The organism is Kitasatospora sp. NPDC023118, from assembly GCF_055560875.1.
This window is the reverse complement of sequence record NZ_JBVHHW010000015.1, coordinates 180,011-202,513: the sequence shown is the minus strand read 5'-3', so window position 1 is coordinate 202,513 and position 22,503 is coordinate 180,011. Positions and strand designations below refer to the sequence as shown.

Here is a 22,503-nt window from a genome sequence, read left to right as displayed (position 1 = left end):
GGCGCCTCCTTTTTAGCTAAGGCATACCTTACGTAAGAAGTCTTTACCGTCGATACCCGCCCCCCTCGAACCCCGCTCGAACCGTTACCTCACCGGGGTGCGGCGGGCGGCGGCGCGGGCCGTCCAGCGGCCCTCGTGACGGGAGATCCGGATCGGGTGGCCGAAGGTCTCGCTGATCAGCCCGGTGGTCATCACCTCGTCCACCGGCCCGGCCGCCACGCACTCCCCGGCGCGCAGCAGCAGGGCGTGGGTGGTGCTCTCCGGCAGTTCCTCCAGGTGATGGGTGACCAGCACGCTGGCCAGCTCGGGGTGCTGGTGGCGCAGCAGGTCCAGGCTGTCCAGCAGCAGTTCGCGGGCGGTCAGGTCCAGCCCGGTGGCGGGTTCGTCGAGCAGCAGCAGCCGGGGGCTGGGCATCAGAGCGCGGGCGATCAGGGCCCGGCCGCGCTCGCCCTGGGAGAGGGTGGTCCACGGGGCCTCGGCCATCGCGCTCATGCCGAGCGTCTCGATCAGCTGCTCGGCCCGCCGCACCGCCTCGGGGGCGGGCTTGCGGTGCCACTCCGGCTCGATGGTGTTGGTGTGCCCGGTGAGCACCACCTCGCGCACGGTCAGCGGCGAGCGCAGCGGGTGGCGCGGGTTGACATGCCCGAGGTGGGCGCGCAGTTCGCGGATGTCCACCCGGCCGAGCCGGCAGCCGAGCACGTCCACCGTGCCCCGGGTGGGGTGGGAGACCGCGCCGAGCAGGGCGAGCAGGGTGGACTTGCCCGCGCCGTTGGGGCCGAGCAGCGCCCAGTGCTCGCCGGGCTGGATCTCCAGGGTGATCCCGCGCAGCAGGTGGCGGCCGTCGCGCACGACGTCCACGTCGTGGGTGCGCAGCAGCGGGCCGTCGAAGGACGCGCTCATGTTCCAGATCTCCGATCGCGGTGCCGGGCAGGTACGGGCGGGGACGCCCGCACCGGACGGGCCGGCGCCGACCGTCCGTGTGCACAGTACAACCGTCGGCCGGACCGGACCCCGGCCGTCCGAGGCGTGGACGCGCCAGAACCCTCTTGCGAGAGGGGAGTTGGGAGGAGGATTGTGCTTCTCCCTGGGGGAGGAAGGAAAGACTCGATGACCACGGACACCGACCGGGCGGCCACCACGCTGCACGGGCTGATCGAGCACCAGGCGCGCCGGGCGCCGGAGGCGGTGGCGGTGCGCTGCGGCGACGCCGAGCTGACGTACGGGGAGCTGGACGCCCGGGCCGAACGGCTGGCCGCCCACCTGGCACGGAGCGGGCTGGCCCCGGGCGGCCGGGCCGCGGTCGCGCTGGGCCGGGGCACCGAGGTGTACGTCGCGATGCTGGCGGTGCTGAAGGCGGGCGCCGCGTTCGTGCCGCTGGAGCCGACCGCGCCCGACGCGCTGCTGCGGCACGTGCTGGCCGACGCCGCGCCCGAGCTGGTGCTGACCGAGGAGCGGCACCGGGTCCGGCTGGCGGACGCGGGCGGGGCGCGGCCGGTCTGCGTCGACACCCTCGCGTTACCGGACCGGGAGTTCGAGTGCCCCGAGGTCGCCCCGGGCGACCTCGCCTGCGTCTTCTACACCTCCGGCTCCACCGGCCTGCCCACCGGCGCGCTGATCGAGCACCGCAACCTGCTGGCCGCGTACGCGGGTTGGCGCGAGGTGTACGGGCTCTCGCCCGAGGACCGGATCCTGCAGACGGCGAGCCTGGAGTTCGACGTCTTCACCGCGGACTGGGTCCGCGCGCTGGGCACCGGCGCGACCCTGGTGGTCACCCCGTTCAACCTGACCCTGGACCGCACCGCCGACCTCGCCGCCCTGCCCGCCCTGGTGGCGGAGGAGCGGATCACCGTGATGGAGCTGAACGTCCGCACCGCCCGCCGCCTCACCGCCCTGCTGAGCGCGACCGACGGCTCGCTGCCCGGGGTGCGGCTGCTCACCGTGGGCGCCGAGAAGTGGTACCTGGACGAGCAGTTGGGCCTGCAGCGGCTGCTCGGCGACGGCACCCGGGTGCTGAACGTCTACGGCCTGGCCGAGGCCACCGTGGACAGCACATACTTCGACGTGCGCGGCGCGGCCGCCGCCGAGGGCGCCGAGCGGGTCTCACTGGTCGGCCGTCCCTTCCCCGGGACCCGAATATACGTGCTGGGGCCGCACGCCACCCCGGTGGCGCCCGGGCGGATCGGCGAGATCGCGATCGCGGGCTCCGCCCTGGGCCGCGGCTACCTCAACCGGCCGGTGGACACCGCCCGCCGCTTCGTCCGCGCGGACTTCGACCCGGACGGGCGGGTGCTGCTGACCGGCGACCTCGGGCTGCTCCGGGCGGACGGCGTCCTGGAGTTCGTCGGCCGGGCGTCGACCGTGGTCGGGCGGCTCGGCGTGGAGCGGGCGACCTCGGTGGCCACCCGGGTCAAGGCGGCGGCCCGCGCGGAGGGCGCGCTGCGGGCGCACCCGGTGGTGCAGGAGGCGGCCGTCGTCGAGGTGGAGCCGCTGCCCGGGCAGCGGCTGATGGTCGGCTACGCGGTGCCCGCGCAGGGGGCGCCGGACGGGGTGGACGGCTGGTCACTCACCCAGTACCTGCTGACGGAGCTCAAGGGCTACTCGGCACCCGCCGCCGTGATCTGCGTCCCGGAGCTGCCGCGCACCCGGGCCGGGAAGCTGGACCGCTCCAAGCTGCCGCTGCCGGCCCCGCCGAAGCACGCCCCGCCACGCTCGGCCAAGGCGGGCGGCAGCAGGAAGGGCGGCGGCAAGGCCGGGGGCGGGGTGAACAACACGAACGAGGTGACGGGCTGCCTGGCGTTCTTCATCACGGTGGTCACCACCATCTTCACCCGGGCCCTCACCGACTTCTTCTTCCCCGGTTCGACGGACCTCTCGGCGGTGCCCTCCGGGTACCACTTCTGGTTCGGAGTGCTCTACTTCTGCGAGTGCGCCGCCTTCGGCGCCGGGCTGGCCTTCCTCTTCCTCGGCCTCCCGGCGGTGCTGCGGCAGGGCCGCTCGCTCCGGCTGTCCCTGCTCACCTACTTCTCGGTGTTCTGGCTGCTCGCCAGCTGGTGGCCGCAGGACAACCTCTACCGGCTGACCAGCGCCACCGACTGGCCGCGCGAGACGGCGATGGTCTACATCTTCAACATCCCGCTGATGGTGGCCGCGGCGGTGGTCGTGATCTTCCTGCTGCAAAAGCCGAAGACCACGAAGAAATAGGTCTCAGCGCAGCGCCTCGAACATCCCGGTCAGCGCGTGGTTGGCCGCCGTGAGCAGCGCCTGCGCGGCGTCCAGCGCCTCGGCGTCCGGCCCGGCCAGGGCGAGGCCGACGGCGGGCTCCGGGTCGTGGCCCGCCGTCGGGATCAGCGGCAGCAGGGTCACGCCGAGCCGGGCGCAGCGCGGGCGCAGCCGGTCGAGGTGGTCGTACAGCGCCTCGGGGGCGAGCCGGGCGCCGAGCGGCATCGCGTCCAGGGTGCGGACCAGGTGGCCGGGGCCGCGCACCCGGTCGAGGCGTTCGCACAGCATGAAGGCGATGGCGGGGCCGGTGAGCCGCAGGTTGATCTCGGTGGGGGCGAGCCGGCGCCGCCGGTCGGTGACGAAGTCGACGTCGTACCAGCCGCGGTAGCCGTCGGCGGCCAGCCGCTCCCCCACCGCGAGGGCGAAGCCGCGGGCCGTCTCGGCGGCGGCCCGGGGCACCGCGCCGGGGCCGACGGTGGCGCCCTGGTAGCGGGTGCCGGCCACCTCCATGGCGCCCGCGCCGACCGGGTGGACGGTGCCGTCCGAGCCGATCACAGCGTCGTAGGTGAGGTCGCGCAGCCGGGCGGCCGGGCCCGCGTCGACGTATTCCTCCAACAGCAACTCACCTTGGGGCGGCAGGATTTCGGAGCGGACCAGACGGCGCAGCAGGGCGCCTGCGCCACCGGCGGCGAAGAGCTCGGCGGGTTCGACCACGATCGTGCCGTAGCCGCCGACGCCGTGCGGGCTCTTCAGCACGGTGGTCAGGCCCCGCGCGGCGCGGACGGTCAGCCGACGGGCGGCCCGGCGGCGGCCGCCCGGGCGTTCCTGCGCCGGGACGGTGATCCCGGGGTGCCCGGGCGCGAGGGCGGCGAACAGCTCGTGGGCGTCGGCCTTGGACTCGTACCGGCGGACGGCGGCCAGCTCGGGCCCGTCGCCGTCCGCCCCGGTGCGTCCCCAACGGACCACCGGGTGGCCGGAGTCGGCGATCCGCGCGGCCAGGGCGGGCCGGTCGGCGAGCGCCTCGGCCACCGTCCGGCCGACCGCCACCCCGCTGTGCAGTTCGACCGGGCCCCAGGCCAACTCCCGGGCCAGCCAGTCGATCCACTCCCGGTCCACCTCGGCGGGCAGCACCAGCAGCGCCGGTTCCGGGCTGTAGCAGGCGGCCAGGCAGGCGTAGTGGTGCGCCTGCCGCAGCCGCCGGGCGCGCTGGGCCGCATCCATGCCGGGCGCGAAGAACTGCGCGTTGAAGTCCGCGACGTTGCCGATGTGGACCGCCGCCCGCCCGCCGGTCCAGGCCCCCACCCATCCGTCCATGGAGTGAGAGCTTAGGGCCTCACAGTGCCAACAGCCCCGGGTCGGCGGGCCGTAGACCGCACGCGCCACTGGTAGTCGATCGTCACGACGGCAGCGTAGACCGCTTGTTAACTTCCGATCATTTTTGATTTGACCAGGACACAACTTGGCAAAGTTATGACCTTCCCTCTAGCTCAACCTGACTGATCGCCGTCAATCTCTGTCGCAGCTCTTTTCCCTGCAGCTACCCCCACTGGAGTCAGAGTGAGCCCCACCTCCTCCTCCCGCCGTGCCCGCACGGCCGGAGCCGTCGCGGTCGTCGCCGCCCTCGCCGCCGTCGCGATCCCCACCACCACGGCCTCCGCCGCCTCCGGCATGCGCGAGGCCGCGATAGCCCAGGCCCGCGCCAACGTCACCCGCAACGCGGGGGTGTTCGGCTTCGGCGCCGGCCAGGACCTCGTGCTCAAGGACGTCGTGCTCGACGCCGACGGCGCCTCCCACGTCCGCTTCGACCGCACCTACCAGGGCCTGCCGGTGGTCGGCGGCGACCTGGTGGTCCACCAGGACGCCCGCGGCAAGCTCAAGGACACCTCCCGCGCGGCCGCCCACGACGCCGCCGTGAAGTCCACCGTCCCCAAGGTGCCCGCCCAGGCCGGCGCCGCCAACGCCCTGGCCGCCGCCCCGGGCGTCCAGGACGCCGTCAGTACCCCCGAGCTGGCGGTCTGGGCCGCCGACGGCACCCCGCGCCTCGCCTGGCGCACCGTCGTCGAGGGCACCGGTCCGCACGGGGAGCCCGCCGGCAAGGTGGTCGTCACCGACGCCACCACCGGTGAGCAGATCGAGTCCTACGATGCCGAGCACCAGGCCTCCGGCACCGGGAACTCGGAGTACACCGGCCAGGTCACCCTCGACACCACCCCGGTCAGCGGCGGCTACACCCTCACCGACCCGGTCCGCGGCCACGTCACCAAGGACGCCGGCAACCTCTCCGCCAGCTCGGTCAAGGCGACCTCCGGCACCGCCTTCACCAGCGCCACCAACGTCTGGGGCGACGGGAAGAAGTTCTCCGGCAACCGCGCCACCGCCGCCGTCGATGCCCACGCCAACACCGCCTGGACGTACGACTACTACAAGAACGTCCACGGCCGGAACGGCATCAAGAACGACGGCAAGGGCGCCACCGTCTTCGTCCACGTCGGCACCGGCTGGGACAACGCCCAGTGGTCCGACAGCTGCTTCTGCATGATGACCGGTGACGGCAACGGCACCACCGACCCCGAGCAGGTCGACCTCGACACCATGGGCCACGAGATGACCCACGGCGTCACCAGCGCCACCGCCAACCTGCGCTACAGCGGCGAGTCCGGCGGCCTCAACGAGTCCACCAGCGACATCTTCGGCACCATGGTGGAGTGGTACGCCAACAACAAGATCGACACCGGCGACTACCTCTTCAGCGACCAGTCGACCCCGCCGTGGCTGCGCCGCTTCGACAAGCCCTCGCTGGACGGCCGGTCGGCGGACTGCTGGAGCAGCTCGGTCGGCAGGCTCGACGTCCACAACTCCTCGGGCGTCGGCAACCACTGGTTCTACCTGGCCAGCGAGGGCAGCGGCAGCAAGACCATCAACGGCATCACCTACAACAGCCCTACCTGCAACAACTCCACGGTGGCCGGCATCGGAAACCAGAAGGTCGCCAAGATCTGGTACCGCGCGCTGACCGTCTACATGACCTCCACGACCACCTACAAGGGCGCCCGCGCCGCCTCGCTCAACGCCGCCCGCGACCTGTACGGCGCCGGCAGCGCCGAGTACGGCGCGGTCGCCGCGGCCTGGAGCGCGGTCAACGTCAACTGAGGCCCTGCACTCAGCTGTTGAACCCCACGTGGACGTGGTCGTGGTGGGTGTCGTCGGTGAAGAACTGGTTGCCGATCCCCTCGATCGCCACCGGCCCGCCCACGTTGTACGAACCGGCCGCGGCCGCGTCCCGCATGAAGGACTCGACCAGTTGCCGGGGCGTGGCCGGGTCCACCACCGCCCGGCCGTCGATCCGCCACACGTCGAAGGCCCGGCCCAGCGGATGGTCGCTGGGCCGGGTCGTCCCGAAGACGTCCAGCGGATGGCCGCTGCGCACCACGCTCACCGAGAGCGAGTACGGGCCGGCCAGCCGCAGCATCGCCGCCAGCACGCTGTCGTGGACGGCGCCGCCGCGCAGGTCGGCGGCCGCCGCGGGCGGCAGCTCGATCCTCGGCTCGGCGAGCACCCTGGCCACCGCCGGGGCGGGCGAGGCGGCCGCCGGGCCCGGCTCCCCCGGGTGCAGCGCGGTGACGGCCCAGCGCGGCTCGGCCCGGCTCAGCCGCACGTCCACGGTGGTGCCGCCCCCGACCACCGAACCGTCGGCGCTCCTGGTCCACTGGCGGCAGACCACCAGCACGCTCGCCGAGTCGGCCAGGATCCCGCCGTACTGGGCGTCGATCACCTCCAGGCTCGCCTCGGCCGCCGCCGGGGCGAGCGGCCCGGCCTGGTCCGCCAGCCCGGGCGGCAGGCCCAGCGCCGCCACCCGGGCCCGGGCCGCCTCCGCGCCCTGCCCTCCGGGCGGCCAGGCCCCGAGCGCGGCGACCAGCTCGACGGCGCGGCGTTTGACGTCGGGCTGGATCTCGCCGGGGCCGGGCTGCCAGAGCGCGGGGCTGGGCAGCGCCGTGGGCGTCGGCGTCGGCGCCCCGGTCGTACTCGGCGTCGGCGCCCCGGCCACGCTCGGCGTGGGCGCCTCGGTCAGCGCCGTACCCGAACTCGTCGCCGGAGCCTGCGCTTTGCCCCCGCTCGCACACCCCGCCGCGCCCAGCAGCACCGCCGCCGCACCCGCCCGCAGCACCTCACGCCGGCCCGTGCCCCGGCCACCGTCTCCGCTCGTCATGCGGTCAGTATGCGACCGGAGGCCGGGCCGGTGGCGCCGACATCAGCCCAGACGGCGGATCGGCTCACCCGCGAGGAAGGCCGCGATGTCCTCCGCCGCCTCGCCGTAGTACCGCCGGTGGTTGTCCCGCGGGACGTACCCCAGGTGCGGGGTGGCGAGCAGCCGGGGCGCGGTGCGCAGCAGGTGGTCGGCGGGCAGCGGCTCGATGTTGAAGACGTCCACCGCGGCGTGGCGCCGGTGGTGCTGGGCGCGGGTGTCCGGCTCTTCCCGGAGGGCGGCCTGCCGACCTCCTTCGAGGCGGCGGAGTCCCGGATCACCGGCACGGGCGCGGCACCGCTGACCTACCGTCCGACCGACCGGGCCGGCTTCGGCGACTTCACGGCGCGGTAGGGCCAGGCGGCCGCAGCGACCAGCCGGCCCTGCTCCGTTCGATCCAGGCGGGTTCGCCGAGCTTGTTCCGCAGAACGGTCATCGGGTGGTTCAGTTCACGCGGGTCGAGGATCACGGAGTAGACCTTCGCGAGGATCACGTACGGGTCGTGCACCCCCTCGCCCAGCTCGATCAGGCCGCGCAGCAGCTTGGCGTCGGCGCGGTTGAGTCGGGCCTCGCGGCCGTCCACGGTGGCCAGCCGGGTGTCCAGGTCGAGGACGAGCCGGCCGTCGAAGGCGGTCAGCGAGCCCTGCGGTTCCAGGACTTCCAGGACGAGGTTCGCCCAGTCGATCCCGCTCATCCCGTCCCGTCCCGTCCCGCTCGTCGGGGCCAGCCCGCTCCTACGGCCGCAGCCTAGCGGGCGCCGCCGAACTGCGCCCAGGCCTCGTTCCAACCCACCAGCTCCGCAGGCCGGTTGGTGATGACGCCGTCCACCCCGGCGGCTTCCAGCGCCTTCCAGCGGGCCGGCTGGTCGACCGTCCAGACGTTGACCGCCACTCCGGCGGCGTGCAGGTCCTTGACCACCCCGGGCCGGGCGGCCAGCGCCTCGTCCGCCGGGTTGTAGGCGCTCAGGCCGAGGTCGCGGGCGGTGGCGACCGGGTCCGGGTCGAGGGTGGAGCGCAGCAGGCCCAGCGGCAGTTCGGGGGCCAGCTCGCGGGTGTGGCGCAGCGCGTCCTCCTGGAAGCTCTGGACGAAGACCCGGTCGGTCATGCCGTGCTCGCGCACGACCTGGACGATCCGGGCGACCTCGTCCCGGGTGTGCGGGCCCTTGATCTCCAGCAGCAGCCTGCCGCCCCGGATGCGCAGGTCGTCCAACTGGGCGGCGAGCGTGGGCAGGCGGGTGCCCGCGTAGGAGGGGGCGAACCAGGAGCCGGCGTCCAGCGCGTCGAGCTGGGCGGCGGTCAGGTCGCGGATCCGGCCGGTGCCGTCGGTGGTGCGGTCCACGGTGTCGTCGTGCAGCACGTACAGGACGCCGTCCCTGCTCGGCTGGACGTCGTCCTCGATCCACTCGGCCCCGCCACGGCGGGCCACCTCGTCCGAGACCAGGGTGTTCTCGGGGGCGGCGGAGGCAGCGCCGCGGTGGCCGAAGACGGTCATCGGCGTACCCGCCGGGCGGATCCAGCGGGCGGTGGGCGTCACGGCGGGCGTCAGGGCGGGCGTCACGGCGGGCGTCAGGGCGGGCGCTCCGGTCACGGAGAGGCCTCCGAGGCCGGCCGCGAGCAGCGCGGCGACCAGGCCGGTCGGGCGGCGACGGCGGTGGCGATGACTGGATGTCATGTCCGGCACACTACGGGCCGTGGGCGGACTTTCCCCGGCGGACCCGGGAACCGGCGGTGACATTTCATGGGTGAAGCAGCCATTCGGAGCCAGCGGTGCCAGCAGTGCCAGCGGTGCCTACGGACCCAGTGGCGCCAACAGCGCCTCCGCCGAGGCCGTCCGGGCGTACAGCACCCAGCGCCCCGCGCGATGGGCACTCACCAGGCGCGCGTCCCGCAGCGCCGTCAGGTACTGCGACACGGCCGAGGGCGACAGCCCCGTGCGCCGGGCCAGCTCGGTGGTCGAGGCCGGGGCGGCGAGCTCGGACAGCAGCAGGGCGCGGGAGCGGCCGAGCACCGCCGCCAGCGCCTCGGTGCCGGGCGCCGGCGCGGCGGCCGCCCAGAGGCCGCCGATCCCCCGCGCCGGGTAGGCGAGCTGCGGCGGGTCCTGCGGGCCTGACGAGTCCTGCGGGCCTGACGGGTCCTGCGGGCCGAGGCGGGTGAACAGGCCCGGGCCGGTGAAGGCGGACGGGATCAGCAGCAGGCCCGCCCCGGCCGCGCGCCGGGGCAGCGGACGGGTGCGGTGGCGCAGCCGCAGGGTGTCCTCCGTCCAGCGCAGCTCCGCGTGCAGGTCGTTCAGCACCCGCTCGGCCCCGTACTCGGCGGCCTGCCGGGCCCGGTGCAGCACGTCCGCGTCCAGCACCGCGCGGATCCTCGCCCAGTACGGCGCGAGCGCCAGCTCCCAGTACGCCTCGACCGCCTCGGTCAGCCGGGCCAGCCCGGCCGCCGGATCGGCGTGCAACGCCCGCAGCCGGGGCCCGAGCCGGCCCTGTTCTGCCGCCAGCCGGTCCAGGTCGCGCCGGACCTGCCCGGCGGGGGTGGCCCGGATCGCGGCGAGCTCCTCGGCCAGGGTGGGCACGGGCCCGGCCGGGGCCGGGTTGACGAAGTCGGGCACGTAGCCGGTCGGCGGGACGAGCTCGGCGAGCAGCCCGTACGCCGGGCCGAGCGCCGCCAGCCGGGGCCGCACCTGCTCTGCCCAGGGCCGGTGGACGGCGTGCGGGACGCCGGAACCCAGCAGCCGCAGGCTCGGGCCGACCTCCCACATCGGCGAGACCACGAAGCGCATCCGCGCCAGGTCCCCCGCCGTGAACAGCAGCTCCGCCGCCAACTCCCACCCCCGTGGATTCACACATGCTCGAATCAGTGGCGATCAGGCTAGTGCAGTCCCGATCATGACTGGCATGACCTCCGACACCACCGTGACCGCCACCGCCTCCGGCACCTGGACCCTCGGCGACCGCGTCGTCCACCGGATCGGCTTCGGCTCGATGCGCCTGCCGCAGACCGGCCCCGCGCTCACGCCCGATGCCGCACCGCGCGACCGCGAGCAGGCCCTGCGGGTGCTGCGCCGCGCGGTCGAGCTGGGCGTCAACCACATCGACACCGCCGCCTTCTACTTCTCCCCGCTGCGCTCCGCCAACGAGCTGATCAACCGGGCGCTCGCGCCCTACTCCGACGACCTCGTGATCGCCACCAAGGTCGGCCCCGCCCGCGGCATCGACGGCGAGTGGACCGAGCACGCCCGCACCCCCGAGCGGCTGCGCGCCCAGGTCGAGCAGAACCTGCGCCAACTCGGCCGTGACCACCTCGACCTGGTCAACCTGCGCATCTTCGGCACCGACTCGGTCGCCGAACGCTTCGGCGCGCTCGCCGAGTTGCGCCAGGCCGGGCTGATCCGCCACCTCGGGCTGTCCAACATCCGCCCGCACCAGCTCGCCGAGGCCCAGGCCATCGCCCCCGTGGTCTGCGTCCAGAACCCGTACGGCATCGGCGCCTCGGCCGGACAGGACGCGCTGCTACGACTCTGCGGCGACCAGGGCATCGCCTTCGTCCCCTTCTACGCCATCGCCGGCACCGGACGGGAGGGCGGCGCCGGCGGGACCGAACCCGCCCAGGTCCAGGAGGTGGCCCGGGCCCGCGGCATCAGCACCGCGCAGGTCCGGCTCGCCTGGACGCTGCACCGCGGCCCGCACGTCCTCGCCATCCCCGGCACCGGCGACGTGGCCCATCTGGAGGACAACATCGCCGCCGGCGCCGTCCAGCTGACGGCGGAGGAACTGGCCCTGCTGGACCAGGCCCACACCGGCTGACCGGAACCACCGCCGGCCCGGCTGCGTCGCTCCGTCACATCACCCGCCCTTGAGGAGCCCCGCAGCGTGCCCGACACCGCCACCCGCTACCTCTACCTCGCCCGCCACGGCGAAGCCGCCCCGGACGGCAGCCTCACCGCCGCCGGCCGCCGCCAGGCCGTCCTCCTCGGCCGCCGGCTCGCCGACCGGCCGCTCACGGCGGTGCACCACGGCCCGCTGCCCCGGGCCGCGCAGACCGCACGGCTGATCGGCGAGCAACTGGGCGGCGGGGTGGCGGTGTCGGCCTGCGAGGAGGCCGGTGACTACGTCCCGCACCTGCCCCCGGGCGGTGAACTACCCGAGGAGAGTGCCGAGTTCCTGCTGCGCTTCCTCGCCGACACCACCGCCGAGGAGGCCGCGCACGGCCGGGCCCTGGCCCGCCGGGCCGCCGCCCGGTTCACCGGCCCGGTCGAGGGAGCGCAGGACCGGCACGAACTGGTCGTCACCCACGCCTTCCTGATCGGCTGGCTCATCCGCCACACCCTCGACGCCCCCGCCTGGCGCTGGCTCGGCCTCAACGCGGCCAACGCCGCCCTCACCGTCCTCCGCTTCGCCCCCGGCCGCCCCTCCTCGGTACTCCTGCTCAACGACCAGGCCCACCTGCCGGAGGAACTTCGCTGGACGGGCCTCCCGCCGGAGCTGCGGATCTGAGGGCCACGAGATCTGAGCGCTCGAGATCTGAGCGCCCGAAATCTGAGGGGGGGGTCGACAAAAATATGCAGACCGGTCTACAGTCTCCACCATGGGAGCCAAGGGCGAGGAGACCCGGGCCCGGCTGATCGCCGGCACCAGGGAGCTGATCGAGGAGCAGGGCTACTTCGGCACGGGCCTCAACCAGGTCCTGGCCGCCACCGGCGCGCCGCGCGGCTCGCTCTACTTCCACTTCCCCGGCGGCAAGGACCAGTTGGTCGCCGCCGCGCTCGTCCAGGCCGGCCAGGAGGTCGCGGACCTGCTGACGACACTGGCCGCCGAGGGAGCCGACGCCGCCGTACTCACCCAGCGGCTGACCGACGTGTTCGCCGAGCGCCTGGCGCGCTCCGACTACACCAAGGGCTGCCCGGTCGCGACCGTCGCCCTCGAAGTCGCCGGCACCAATGAGCCGCTGCGTGCCGTCTGCGCCGAGGTGTACGAGAGCTGGCAGCACATCCTGGCCGAGCGGTTGGCGGCCGGGGGTTTCCGACCGGCCGAGGCCTCGACCGCCGCCGGCCAGGCACTGGCCCTGATGGAGGGCGCGGTCCTGCTGGCGTCGGTCAGGCGCAGTCGCGAGCCGCTGGACGACGCCCGGCACGCCGTCCTCCACCTCATCGGCGCGGAGAAGTCCCGCCGTCCGTAGGTTCGGGCATGCCGCCGTTCGGCGGCAACATGCCCATGTCCAAAAAATATGCAGACCGGTCCACAGATAGGGACACCGTGCCGCCCACCCCTCCACCTCCGCGCACCCTCGTCCTGGGTGCCACCGGCTTCCTCGGCCGCTGGCTGCTCCTCGAACTCCTCGGCCAAGGCGGGGCCGTGGCCGCCGCCGTCCGCGACGCCGGACGCGACACCGCCCTGCGCGAGTGGCTGCGCGAGCACGGCGCCGACACGACCGCGCTGACCACCGTCACCGCCGACCTCGCCCGTCCCGGCCTCGGCCTGTCCCCGGACGACGACGCCCGTCTCACCGAGGTCCGCGACGTCCACAACCTCGCTGCCCGCTACCAGTTCGGCCTCACCCGCGCCGAGGCCGAACCCACGAACGTCCGCGGCGCACTGCACGCGCTGCGCTGGTCCGCGACCCGGCCCCGGCTGCGTCGCCTGGTCCACCTCTCCGGCTACCGGGTCGGCCGCGACCCCCACCCCAGGTACCCGCTCGACCCCGGCACCACCGTCGCCCTCTACACCCGCCTCGGCGCGTACGAGGCATCCAAACAACTCGGCGACGCCGCCGTCCGTGTCACCGCGCCCCGGCTCGGCGTCCCCCTCACCACCGTCAACCCGAGCAGCGTCATCGGTCACTCAGCGACCGGCGAAGCGGGCCAGTACCTCGGCCTCGCCCAGCTGGTGCGCCAACTCCACTGCGGCCGCCTCCCCCTGCTGCCCGGCACCCGGCGCACCTTCCTGCCCGTCGTCACGGTCGACCATCTCGCCCGGTTCCTCGCCGCCGTCCCCGGACACGACCGCGACCCCGTCGCGGCCCATACCGTCCTGGACCCCACCACCCCGCACCTCCCGGACCTGATCGTCCTCCTCGCCGCCCACCTCGGCGTCCGCCCACCCCGCGGCCTGATCCCCGTACCCCTCGTCCGCCGCCTCCCACGCTTCCTCACGGGCGCCGACCCGGAGACCCTCACCTTCCTCTCCGAGGACCGCTACGACACCGCCTCCGCCGACCGTCTGGCCACCGCGGCCGGCCTCGCCCATCCACTCGTCGTCCCCGCCCTCCAGCGCTGGTCCACCCGCCTCGTCGCCGAGGAGTTCGGCGACGGCTGAAGCCGCGTGGGAAGTCGGCGAGCCCCCGACTTCCCACGCAACCCACACCAACCACCATCGGACCACCCACGACCTCGGCGACCGCTGACGCCACACAGAAAGTCGACCCACCCGATTTCCCGCGCGACCGCGTCCACTGAACCCACCCGCATCACCACCGGCATCCCGGCCCCGGGCACAGCGGCCGGAGCCGGGCGGCTGTGCCCGGCACGGGGCTGCTGCCGCACACACGAGCCCTGGACCAGTTCAGCGGGTCGTCCGCCGCCTCGGCCCCAAGATGCCACGAGGCAAGTGGAGTCCGGTAGTTCGTCAGGGGACCGGTGACACCTCCTCCGTCTGCCCCGCGCCCGGAGCCGAGGGCGCGGGGCAGGTGGACCGTGACGTTCGCGGTCTGGGCCTGCACGGCGAGTCCGGGCGGCCCGCCCGACACCTCGTCGTGGACGCCCTCGTGCGGAGTCGGCACGAGGAACTCCTCCTCGGGGGCGACGTGTTGGTCTACATCACCGAAGCCACTGGAGCCCCGTACCGGACGACGGAGGGGCTACCGCCTCCGCTCGAAGACCAGCTCCGTCCAGTGCACGCCACCGCGCCCGTGCAGGTCCGGGCGCTCGCCCCGGTGCAGCAGGTGCAGGCCGCGCGCGGCGGCGAGGGTGACGGTGTGCTCGGGCGGGAGATCGAACATGCGGCGGCCGGGCGGGACCGGGCCGTGGCGGAGAGTGAGGGCGAGGCGGCCGCCGGGGGCCAGCAGGCGGGCCAGGGCGTCCATCGCGGGCGGGCATTCGGCCGGGGTGAGGTGCATCCACACGGCCGTGAGCAGCACGAGGTCGAAGCGCGAGCCCTCGGCGCTGAGCAGCGGGAGCGAAGGCAGCGAGTCCGCCACCCATCGCACTCCCGACGCCGCGTGCAACCGCTCACCCACGGTCCGCAGTTCGGGCGTCGGCTCGGCCGCGACCACCCGGTGGCCGAGGGCGGCGAGGGCGGCCGCATCGCGGCCGGTGCCCGCGCCGATGTCGAGGACGGCGGCGGGCGCCGCCGGGTAGAGGTGCAGCAACGAGCGGTGGACCTCGGTGAAGCTCACGCTCTCGTACCGGACGGCGAGTTGCTCCGCCGCCTCGCCGTACCCGGCCGTGCCCGCCGGCCGGTTCACCCCGCTCATTCCGCCTCCCGGACGGCCACCGCGTCCCCGGCTGCCGCCGCGCTCGCGAAGAAGTCCCGCAGTTCGCGCAGGTCGTTGACCACCTGGGCCGCCCAGGACTCGGACCAGGGCGTCGGGTAGTCGAGCCGGGCGACCGTGCGGGCGAGCACCGTGTCCTGCTGGCGTACGAGTTCGCCGAGCGCCGAGTCGCGCAGGAACAGGGAGGCGGCCGCGACCTGCTCGGGGCTCAGTACCGGCATCTCGCCACCGGCCGCCCGACGCCCCCCGCCGTAGACCGGCAGCCGGGCGGCGGGGTCGGGGTGCAGGCCGTTCTCGGTGAGGGCGAGCTCCATCAGGACGGCCGTCTGCCGGACGCCGAGGGCGAGTCCGGCGGCGGCCAGCCGGTCGTACCGGACGTCGCGGTACCGGGGCACCAGCTCGCCGAGTTCCTCCGGCGAACAGGTGTCCACGGCCCGCCCCGGCAGGCGGCGCCAGAAGTGATCCACACTCACCTGGACAGCGTAGCGAACGGGCGGCTCGGTGATCAGTGGCTCAGAGCACGTCCTGTGGGTCTGGGCGGACCCGCCAGAGGCCCGCAAGACGCGTCCTATGCCTCGCCGGGATGCCAGGCCGGCCATTCCCAGGGGCGGTCGGCCCAGTGCACCTTGACCGGGTCGTGCGGGTCGAGCCCGGGGAAGAGCTGGTGGATGCGGGGTTCGAATTCCTCGGGGCCGAGCGGCTCCCAGCCGTGGCCCTCGAAGTGGACGAGGCGGTAGCGGCTGTCGGTCCGGAAGTCGGCCACCTCGACCAGGGGCGCGGTCGTGCTGTTGGTCTCCATAACCCCCAGCATGTGGCGCGGTGGCAATCAGCGCCCCTTCAGACCCCTCTTCCGGGTCATGTCCCGGCGTCGGCGCGCTCGTTGAGCACGGAAAGGTACGGCGGGGGGAGCGCTGGAAGGACGAAGACATGACTGGGCAGCCCACCCGAGAGCAGTGGCAGTGGCCGCCGGACGCCTGGCAGCCGCCTCCGGTCCCCTCCCCTCCCCCGCCGGGAGCGCCCGTCGCCCCCGCTCCGGAGGCGCCGCCGCGGCCCTCCCGGAAGGTGTGGGCGGTCGCGGCGGGCGGGACGCTCGCGCTGTTGGCGGCCGTCCTGGTGATGTGCGGCCCGGGCTCGGGCGGCGACGTCCGCGTGGTGACCCTGCCGGACGCCTCCCCCTCCACCGCCACCCCGACGGGCCTGCCGCCGGCCACGACGCCCGCGCCCTCCCCGCTGCCGTCGCCCGCCCCCGCGATCGCCCAGCTGGGCGGCACGGGCGAGCCGATGTCCCAGGCGACCGCCCCGGTCGTGCCGGAGCCGGCCGACGCCCAGCACGGCACGGCCAGCCCCCACCCCAAGCCCGGCCGCACCCCGCGCCCCAGCCCGTCCACCCACCCCGCCCCACCGCCCCCGGGCGGCTCGATCCCCACCTTGGGCCCGGGCGGCATCTGCGACCAGGCCGAACGCGTCGGCCGCTGGCCCGCCGGCTCCGAACAGGCCCGTCTCTGCCACAGCATCTACGGCTGAGCAGTCTCCGGTCCGGTGGCCCGAACCGGCCGCCGGACCGGCAGGCTCGCCAGAACGAGTCGGCCCGGGGCATCACGGCGCGCCCGGCAGCGCCCTGTCCAGCCGCGGCGCCAGCACCCGCGCGAGGGTGTCCGTGATGTCCCCGGTGTCCCGGCAGAGCACCACGCCCTCCAGGACGGCCGGGCAGCTGGGTCCGCTGCCCGGGCGGAGGAGCAGGCCGAGGTCCAGGGTCCGGACGCCGTAGCGGGCCGCGAGGCCGCCGTCGAGGAGCGGCCACCGCGACCCGCACGTACCGGGTGGGCCACCCGGCGCGGGCGAGCGAGAGGCCGGTGCAGAGGTCCTCGCCGTGGTCGATCTCGGCGAAGCCGCCGATCCGTTCCAGGGCGGCGCGGCGGTAGAGGGCGTTGGTACCGCAGCAGACGGTGCCGTCCCGGGCGTCCCGGGAGGGCTGGATCCAGCGGTAGAAGATCTCCTGGGTGGCCCCTGCCGCGCGTTCGAGCCAGGACATGTCGGCGTCGGTGTCGAAGCACTGCGGGCTCTGCACGATGCCGACCTCGGGGTCGTCGAGGTAGGGAACCAGGTGGTGCAGGAAGGTATGACATCTCCACATCGCCCCAGCTCAACGAGTTGACGACACGTCGGTCGGATTTCCGACCATCAAACGATCAACAGATCAGCCCCGCCTCAGACCGCCCTCAGCTCCTTGGTCAGCTGCTCGAACCGCAGATCCGGTCGGCGCGGGATGCCGAAGCGCTCGTCCCCGTACGGGAAGGGACTGTAGACGCCGGTGCGACGGAATCCGCGCCGCTCGTACCAGGCGATCAGCTCCACGCGCTGCTCGACCACCTTCATCTCCAGCAGCGCGACGCCCCACTCCTCCCGGGCCACCCGCTCCGCCTCGGCCAGCACCACCCGGCCGATCCCGCCGCCCTGCAGGGTGGGGCGCACCGAGAACATGCCGAAGTAGGCGCGGTCCGCGCGCCGCTCAAGCTGGCAGCAGGCGACCAGCTCGCCGTCGCGCTCGACCAGCAGCACCACGCCCCCCGGGTCCTCGACGGCCTCGGTGACACTGGCGGGGTCGGTGCGCTGCCCGTCCAGCAGGTGCGCCTCGGTGGTCCAGCCGGCCTTGCTGGCCTCGCCGCGGTAGGCGGACTCGACCAGCTCGACCAGCGCCGGGACGTCGGCGACGGTCGCAACGCGGAAGACGGGCTCCCCGGCGGGCCCGGTGGCGGTCTCGGACATGGCGGTTCCTCTCCTCGGCACAGTCGACTTCCGGGCATGGTGCCACAGCACCCGCACCGCGCGGACCGGGCACCCGCCCCGGGCCATGGCGCCCCGCGCCGTGTGACGCGGGTTCAGGCAGTGGCGCCGGGCACCTGGCGCCACTGGCGGGTACATGACCACCCTGCTCCCCGGCCGGACCAACCGCCGGCCTTGCCCGTTGGGTCGCAGTGCCGCGGGCCGTCGCGCCGGAACCAGAGGAGTGTCCATGCCCCGGTCCATCTTTGACCGCGCCCTGGGCCGGTGGGGTCCGGCTATCGGCCGGCAGGGCATCCGCGGAGTGACCGCGGCGCATCCAGCCACCGGCGGGCGGGACTGTGTGACGGGGGCCCGTCGAACAGCCCCCGTCCTATGCCGGGCCAGTGCGCTCGGAGAGCGACGATCCGGAGTTCTGGTGGTCGGGAGCAAGCGGCTGTTCGACCGCCACCTGGGCCGGGCGCAGGAGTGTCTCGCCCAGCCGGTAGCCGGATCGCAGGACGTGTGTGCAGGTGGGACGGTCGACCCGGTTCGATTCGGTCGAGCTGAGTGCCTCGTGGCACGAGGGGTCGAAGGGTTCACCCTCTTTGCCCAAGGTCTCGAGTCCGAGCGAGGCCAGCTGGACCTGCAGGCGGTTCGCGACGGCTTCGAAACCGGCTGCGGCGTCGTCGTGGGCGCGGGCCTGTTCGATGGTGTCGAGGACGGGCAGCAGGGTGCGGACGGCTTCGGTCACGGCGGCTTCGCCGATGGCGAGGCGTTCGCGCTGGACGCGCCGGCGGTAGTTGTCGTACTCGGCCTTCACCCGTTGCAGATCCTGGGTGCGTTCGGCCAGCGCGGCCCGTAGCGCCTCGCCGCCGGCCTCTGCGAGGACCTGTCCGGGCGGGGGCACGGAACCGCCGGCCAGCAGGGCACTGTCGGTGCCGCCAGGGTGCTCCCGTCCCTCGGGTTCGGTCGGCCGCTTCGTGCCGGCATTGCGCAGTTGCAGGGTTTGCGGGTCGATGCGCCGCTTGTCGCGGATGACCACCTGCGGGCGCTGGTCGTCGCCGTTCTTGCTCGGCCTGGGCGGGGTGGTCATGCGGCGCCTCCCTTGTGCTCGTCCTCGTCGACGATCTCGGCGTCCACGACTTCCTCCCCCTCCGTGCCCCGTTGGCCGGTTGCGCCGCCTGGTGCACCGGGGGCGGTCTGGGCATAGAGGGCCTGGCCGAGCTTCTGGCTGACCTGGGCGACGTTGTCGCTCGCCGCGCGGATCGCGGCGGTGTCCTCGCCCTTGAGTTTCTCCCTCAGCTCCGCCAGGGCCGTCTCGATCTCGCTCTTCACGTCGGCGGGTACCTTGTCCTGGTTGTCGCTGAGGAACTTCTCGGTGGTGTAGAGGAGTTGCTCGCCCTGGTTGTGGGTCTCGGCGGCCTCCTTGCGGCGGCGGTCTTCCTCGGCGTGCTGCTCGGCTTCCCGGATCATGCGGTCGATGTCGTCCTTGGGCAGGGCGGAGCCGCCGGTGACGGTCATCTTCTGCTCCTTGCCGGTGCCGAGGTCCTTCGCGCCGACGTGCATGATGCCGTTGGCGTCGATGTCGAAGGTGACCTCGATCTGCGGCAGGCCGCGCGGGGCCGGGGCGATGCCGGTCAGTTCGAACATGCCGAGCTTCTTGTTGTACGCGGCGATCTCGCGCTCGCCCTGGTACACCTGCACGGTCACCGAGGGCTGGTTGTCCTCGGCGGTGGTGAAGACCTCCGAGCGCCTGGTCGGGATCGTGGTGTTGCGCTCGATCAGCTTGGTCATGATGCCGCCCTTGGTCTCGATGCCCAGGGACAGCGGGGTGACGTCCAGCAGCAGGACGTCCTTGACCTCACCCTTGAGGACACCGGCCTGGAGCGAGGCGCCGACGGCGACGACCTCGTCCGGGTTGACGCCCTTGTGCGGGTCCTTGCCGGTGAGTTTCCTCACCAGGTCGGTGACGGCCGGCATCCGAGTGGATCCGCCGACCAGGATGACGTGGTCGACGTCTTTGACCTCGATCTTGGCGTCCTTCACGGCCTGGTGGAACGGACCCTCGCAGCGTTCCAGCAGGTCTGCGGTCAGCTGCTGGAACTGGGCGCGGGTGAGCTTCTCGTCCAGGTGCAGCGGCCCCTCGGCGGAGGCGCTGATGTAGGGCAGGTTGATGGTCGTCTCGGTCGCGGCGGACAGCTCGATCTTCGCCTTCTCCGCGGCCTCCCGCAGCCGCTGCGCGGCCATCTTGTCCCCGGACAGGTCGATGCCGTAGCCGTTCTTGAACTGCTTGACCAGGTGGTCGACGATCCGCTGGTCCCAGTCGTCACCGCCCAGGTGGGTGTCGCCGGAGGTGGCCTTCACCTCCACCACGCCCTCCCCGATCTCCAGCAGCGACACATCGAACGTTCCGCCGCCCAGATCGAAGACCAGCACCGTCTGGTCGTTCTCCTTGTCCAGGCCGTATGCCAGCGCGGCGGAGGTCGGCTCGTTGATGATCCGTGCCACCTTCAGGCCCGCGATCTCCCCGGCCTCCTTGGTCGCGGTGCGCTGGGAGTCGTTGAAGTACGCCGGCACCGTGATCACCGCGTCGGTGACCTCCTCGCCCAGGTACGCCTCCGCGTCACGCTTCAGCTTCTGCAACACCCGCGCCGAGATCTCCTGCGCGGTGTAGCGCTTGCCGCCCACGTCCCCCTTCTCCGGGAAGCGCCAGTCGCTCTCGCCCATGTGGCGCTTCACCGACCGGGCGGTGCGGTCCACGTTGGTGACGGCCTGGCGCTTGGCGACCTCGCCGACGAGCACTTCGCCGCCCTTGCCGAAGGCCACCACCGACGGGGTGGTGCGCGCGCCCTCGGTGTTGGCGATGACGGCCGGCTCGCCGCCCTCCAGCACGCAGACCACCGAGTTCGTCGTTCCGAGATCGATTCCGACTGCACGACTCATCTCCGGCCTCCTTCATCGCGTTCAAGGCACAGAACTTCCTTATATCGAGACATAAAACTTGAGTCATGTCATGTCAAGCCTGGATCCACCAGTGCGGTGCCGCGCGGAAGGCGGGCGGGTCGCGGCACAACGCGTGGCTGGGGATGGAGGAAATCTGTAACGTGGAGTTGAGGTTTCGTGAGCGGCGAGGTGAGATCGTGGTGCTGCCGATCGATGACCCGGATGCGGCGCTTTACGCGGTGGGGCAGGTCGCCGCCATGCTGCACGTCCAGGTGGCCTTTCTGCGCCGGCTGGACGAGCAGGGCGTGGTGGTGCCGGTGCGTTCGGCGGGCGGCCAGCGCAGGTACTCGCGCCGGGAGATCGACAGGGTCGCGGCGCTGGTGAATCTGATCAGCGAGGGACTGACCCTGGAAGGCGCGCGCCGAGTACTCGATCTCCAGGCCCGGGTGGAGACGCTGGAGGCCGACCTGGACCGAGCTCACGGCGATTGACGCGCATCCGGGCGGCGCCCGCGTATCCGGCGCCGACGGATTCCCGGCTGGGCGGGTCAGGCGGCGGCGGTGAGGTCGGCGCGGCCGAACAGGAGCGCGTAACCGCGGGGCAGGTGGGCGAGGAGGCGGTCGGTGAGCCGCTCGCCACCGAGAGTCGCGAGGGCGGCCAGGACGGAGGAGGCGTCCCAGCGGGCGCTGGTGAGGCTGGTGTTCAGGGCTCGGGCGACGGCTTCGACGAAGGCGGGGGCGGCGACGGGTTCGGGCAGGGGGATCTGCGAGGCGAAGACGGCGCGGGCCCGCTCGGGAAGTGTGGCGGCCAGCTCGCAGCGTTCGTCGCCGGTGAGCTGGGAGCCGAGGACGGCCAGGACCGTGTCGAGGGCTCGTTCGGCTTCCTCGTCGCTGGGGTAGCGGCCGAGGGTGCGGACCTGCTGGATCAGGCGGCGGTGCCGGGTCATGGGCGGTGGCCTTCCGGGCGGGCCGCCGCGGCGTGGGCGGCGGCACGAAAGCGGGTCAGGGTCGGTGGCCGGGGGCGGGGCGGCCGAACAGGGTCGGCCTGGTTGCGGGCCTGGACGAGGACGCCCAGACCCGAGCAGTCCATGAACGTCACCTCCGACAGGTCGACCACCACCTCCCGGTGCGCCTCAAGCGCGGCGGCCGGCCGGTGGCGAAGCCGCGGGGAGGTGGCGAGGTCGATCTCGCCACCGCCCCGCACCACGAACGGTGCCAGCCGCCCGCCGCGCATGACCTCGTCGGCCGGTACTGCGCGAGGGACCGGGGGACGCGGGGCCAGCTGCGGGAAAGTTCCACGCCGCCCGCCCGGGGGGTGCGGGCGGCGCGGAACGGCACAGGGACGCGGTCAGGCCCGGATCTCCTTGCGGCTTCCGCTGTGGCTGATGGCGATCTTGCGGGGCTTGGCCTTCTCGGCGACCGGGATCTTCAGGGTCAGCACGCCGGAGTCGTAGTCGGCGCTGATCCCCTCCGGGTCCAGGGTGTCGGAGAGCATGACCTGCCGGGAGAACACGCCGAGCGGACGCTCGGACAGCTCCCACTTCACGTCCTCGCCCTCGTGGCGGGGACGGCGCTCAGCCTTCACGGTCAGCATGTTCCGCTCGACATCGATGTCGATCGCCTCCGGGTCCACTCCCGGCAGGTCGAAGCAGACGACGTACTCGTCGCCGACGCGGTAGGCGTCCAGCGGCATCGGGGCTGGCCGCGACCAGGTACCGGTCGTGCCCAGGAACTGCTGGGTCAGCCGGTCCAGCTCTCGGAACGGATCGGTGCGCATCAGCATCGCGAAACACCTCCACTGGTTGATGGGTGCCAGTGCGCTTCACCTGAAACCGTTCTAACATGTCATCCATCC

The 22,503-nt window shown here is 73.4% G+C and carries 24 protein-coding genes and 2 pseudogenes; 9 read left to right on the top strand and 17 right to left on the bottom strand.

What is annotated here, in order from left to right:
• Nucleotides 1–84: 84 nt before the first annotated feature.
• The gene (locus tag ACZ3UD_RS21375; protein ID WP_465589778.1) at nt 85–900 is read right to left on the bottom strand and encodes an ABC transporter ATP-binding protein; all 816 of its coding nucleotides are present in this window, start codon (nt 898–900) and stop codon (nt 85–87) included.
• Nucleotides 901–1,107: 207 nt separating this feature from the next.
• Here ACZ3UD_RS21375 and ACZ3UD_RS21370 point away from each other — a divergent pair, with 207 nt between their 5' ends.
• Nucleotides 1,108–3,201, top strand: a complete 2,094-nt coding sequence (locus ACZ3UD_RS21370; protein WP_465589775.1) for an amino acid adenylation domain-containing protein — start codon at nt 1,108–1,110, stop codon at nt 3,199–3,201.
• A 3-nt stretch (nt 3,202–3,204) separates the two neighbouring features.
• Here the strand turns inward: ACZ3UD_RS21370 and ACZ3UD_RS21365 are convergent, their stop codons facing one another.
• Nucleotides 3,205–4,533 (bottom strand): ATP-grasp domain-containing protein, encoded by a 1,329-nt coding sequence (locus tag ACZ3UD_RS21365; RefSeq protein WP_465589772.1) that lies wholly within the window; start codon nt 4,531–4,533, stop codon nt 3,205–3,207.
• Nucleotides 4,534–4,776: 243 nt separating this feature from the next.
• On the opposite strand from ACZ3UD_RS21365, the gene ACZ3UD_RS21360 reads away from it, so the two are divergent.
• Nucleotides 4,777–6,369: a M4 family metallopeptidase gene (locus ACZ3UD_RS21360; RefSeq protein ID WP_465589770.1), complete on the top strand. Its 1,593-nt coding sequence runs from the start codon at nt 4,777–4,779 to the stop codon at nt 6,367–6,369.
• A gap of 10 nt (nt 6,370–6,379) precedes the next feature.
• On the opposite strand, the gene ACZ3UD_RS21355 is transcribed toward ACZ3UD_RS21360, so the two are convergent.
• A complete protein-coding gene (locus tag ACZ3UD_RS21355; protein ID WP_465589767.1) occupies nt 6,380–7,426 on the bottom strand; it encodes a hypothetical protein in 1,047 nt (348 codons plus the stop codon).
• A gap of 42 nt (nt 7,427–7,468) precedes the next feature.
• Nucleotides 7,469–7,654: pseudogene (locus tag ACZ3UD_RS21350) on the bottom strand (NAD(P)-dependent oxidoreductase); the annotation flags it as partial.
• Between ACZ3UD_RS21350 and ACZ3UD_RS21345 the strand changes: the two are divergent.
• Nucleotides 7,655–7,816 (top strand): hypothetical protein, encoded by a 162-nt coding sequence (locus ACZ3UD_RS21345; RefSeq protein WP_465589764.1) that lies wholly within the window; start codon nt 7,655–7,657, stop codon nt 7,814–7,816.
• Here ACZ3UD_RS21345 and ACZ3UD_RS21340 read toward each other — a convergent pair.
• The 3 genes from ACZ3UD_RS21340 to ACZ3UD_RS21330 form a co-directional block, all read right to left on the bottom strand.
• Entirely contained in the window at nt 7,803–8,156 is a 354-nt protein-coding gene (locus ACZ3UD_RS21340; RefSeq protein WP_465589761.1) for a hypothetical protein, read from the bottom strand. The genes ACZ3UD_RS21345 and ACZ3UD_RS21340 overlap by 14 nt on opposite strands.
• Nucleotides 8,157–8,209: 53 nt before the next feature.
• A complete protein-coding gene (locus ACZ3UD_RS21335) occupies nt 8,210–9,133 on the bottom strand; it encodes a glycerophosphodiester phosphodiesterase (RefSeq protein WP_465589758.1) in 924 nt (307 codons plus the stop codon).
• A gap of 117 nt (nt 9,134–9,250) precedes the next feature.
• On the bottom strand, nt 9,251–10,279 hold the full coding sequence (locus tag ACZ3UD_RS21330; RefSeq protein ID WP_465589755.1) for an ArsR/SmtB family transcription factor: 1,029 nt from the start codon (nt 10,277–10,279) through the stop codon (nt 9,251–9,253).
• 73 nt (nt 10,280–10,352) lie between these two features.
• Here ACZ3UD_RS21330 and ACZ3UD_RS21325 point away from each other — a divergent pair, with 73 nt between their 5' ends.
• From ACZ3UD_RS21325 to ACZ3UD_RS21310, 4 genes are all read left to right on the top strand, one after another.
• Nucleotides 10,353–11,261 (top strand): oxidoreductase, encoded by a 909-nt coding sequence (locus ACZ3UD_RS21325; RefSeq protein WP_465589752.1) that lies wholly within the window; start codon nt 10,353–10,355, stop codon nt 11,259–11,261.
• 66 nt (nt 11,262–11,327) lie between these two features.
• Nucleotides 11,328–11,951, top strand: coding sequence for a histidine phosphatase family protein (locus ACZ3UD_RS21320; protein WP_465589749.1), 624 nt, complete (start codon nt 11,328–11,330; stop codon nt 11,949–11,951).
• A 91-nt stretch (nt 11,952–12,042) separates the two neighbouring features.
• Entirely contained in the window at nt 12,043–12,633 is a 591-nt protein-coding gene (locus ACZ3UD_RS21315) for a TetR/AcrR family transcriptional regulator (RefSeq protein ID WP_465589746.1), read from the top strand.
• Nucleotides 12,634–12,710: 77 nt separating this feature from the next.
• Nucleotides 12,711–13,769, top strand: a complete 1,059-nt coding sequence (locus tag ACZ3UD_RS21310) for an SDR family oxidoreductase (RefSeq protein WP_465589743.1) — start codon at nt 12,711–12,713, stop codon at nt 13,767–13,769.
• A 541-nt stretch (nt 13,770–14,310) separates the two neighbouring features.
• Here ACZ3UD_RS21310 and ACZ3UD_RS21305 read toward each other — a convergent pair.
• The 3 genes from ACZ3UD_RS21305 to ACZ3UD_RS21295 form a co-directional block, all read right to left on the bottom strand.
• The gene (locus ACZ3UD_RS21305) at nt 14,311–14,925 is read right to left on the bottom strand and encodes a class I SAM-dependent methyltransferase (protein WP_465589740.1); all 615 of its coding nucleotides are present in this window, start codon (nt 14,923–14,925) and stop codon (nt 14,311–14,313) included.
• The gene (locus ACZ3UD_RS21300) at nt 14,922–15,416 is read right to left on the bottom strand and encodes a hypothetical protein (RefSeq protein ID WP_465589737.1); all 495 of its coding nucleotides are present in this window, start codon (nt 15,414–15,416) and stop codon (nt 14,922–14,924) included. Before ACZ3UD_RS21300 ends, ACZ3UD_RS21305 begins: the two co-directional genes overlap by 4 nt.
• A gap of 95 nt (nt 15,417–15,511) precedes the next feature.
• Complete coding sequence (locus tag ACZ3UD_RS21295) at nt 15,512–15,742, bottom strand: hypothetical protein (protein ID WP_465589734.1); 231 nt, start codon at nt 15,740–15,742, stop codon at nt 15,512–15,514.
• A 128-nt stretch (nt 15,743–15,870) separates the two neighbouring features.
• Here ACZ3UD_RS21295 and ACZ3UD_RS21290 point away from each other — a divergent pair, with 128 nt between their 5' ends.
• Nucleotides 15,871–16,467 carry a hypothetical protein gene (locus tag ACZ3UD_RS21290; RefSeq protein ID WP_465589731.1) on the top strand — a complete coding sequence of 199 codons (597 nt, stop codon included), beginning with the start codon at nt 15,871–15,873 and terminating at the stop codon, nt 16,465–16,467.
• 271 nt (nt 16,468–16,738) lie between these two features.
• Here the strand turns inward: ACZ3UD_RS21290 and ACZ3UD_RS21285 are convergent.
• The 4 genes and pseudogenes from ACZ3UD_RS21285 to dnaK form a co-directional block, all read right to left on the bottom strand.
• Nucleotides 16,739–17,059 (bottom strand): annotated as a pseudogene (locus ACZ3UD_RS21285) (glycosyltransferase family 2 protein); the annotation flags it as partial.
• A gap of 92 nt (nt 17,060–17,151) precedes the next feature.
• Complete coding sequence (locus tag ACZ3UD_RS21280; protein ID WP_465589728.1) at nt 17,152–17,709, bottom strand: GNAT family N-acetyltransferase; 558 nt, start codon at nt 17,707–17,709, stop codon at nt 17,152–17,154.
• Nucleotides 17,710–18,097: 388 nt separating this feature from the next.
• Nucleotides 18,098–18,799, bottom strand: a complete 702-nt coding sequence (grpE, locus tag ACZ3UD_RS21275) for a nucleotide exchange factor GrpE (protein ID WP_465589725.1) — start codon at nt 18,797–18,799, stop codon at nt 18,098–18,100.
• On the bottom strand, nt 18,796–20,649 hold the full coding sequence (dnaK, locus tag ACZ3UD_RS21270) for a molecular chaperone DnaK (protein WP_465589722.1): 1,854 nt from the start codon (nt 20,647–20,649) through the stop codon (nt 18,796–18,798). The genes grpE and dnaK overlap by 4 nt, the downstream gene beginning before the upstream one ends.
• 197 nt (nt 20,650–20,846) lie before the next feature.
• Between dnaK and ACZ3UD_RS21265 the strand changes: the two genes are divergently transcribed.
• Entirely contained in the window at nt 20,847–21,140 is a 294-nt protein-coding gene (locus ACZ3UD_RS21265) for a helix-turn-helix domain-containing protein (RefSeq protein ID WP_465589719.1), read from the top strand.
• Between the two features lie 56 nt (nt 21,141–21,196).
• Here the strand turns inward: ACZ3UD_RS21265 and ACZ3UD_RS21260 are convergent, their stop codons facing one another.
• The 3 genes from ACZ3UD_RS21260 to ACZ3UD_RS21250 all read right to left on the bottom strand — a co-directional run bounded on the left by ACZ3UD_RS21260 (nt 21,197) and on the right by ACZ3UD_RS21250 (nt 22,431).
• On the bottom strand, nt 21,197–21,595 hold the full coding sequence (locus ACZ3UD_RS21260) for a DUF2267 domain-containing protein (protein WP_465589716.1): 399 nt from the start codon (nt 21,593–21,595) through the stop codon (nt 21,197–21,199).
• Entirely contained in the window at nt 21,592–21,882 is a 291-nt protein-coding gene (locus ACZ3UD_RS21255; RefSeq protein ID WP_465589713.1) for an STAS domain-containing protein, read from the bottom strand. The genes ACZ3UD_RS21260 and ACZ3UD_RS21255 overlap by 4 nt, the downstream gene beginning before the upstream one ends.
• Before the next feature lie 114 nt (nt 21,883–21,996).
• Nucleotides 21,997–22,431 carry an Hsp20/alpha crystallin family protein gene (locus ACZ3UD_RS21250; protein WP_465589710.1) on the bottom strand — a complete coding sequence of 145 codons (435 nt, stop codon included), beginning with the start codon at nt 22,429–22,431 and terminating at the stop codon, nt 21,997–21,999.
• Nucleotides 22,432–22,503 lie beyond the last annotated feature (72 nt).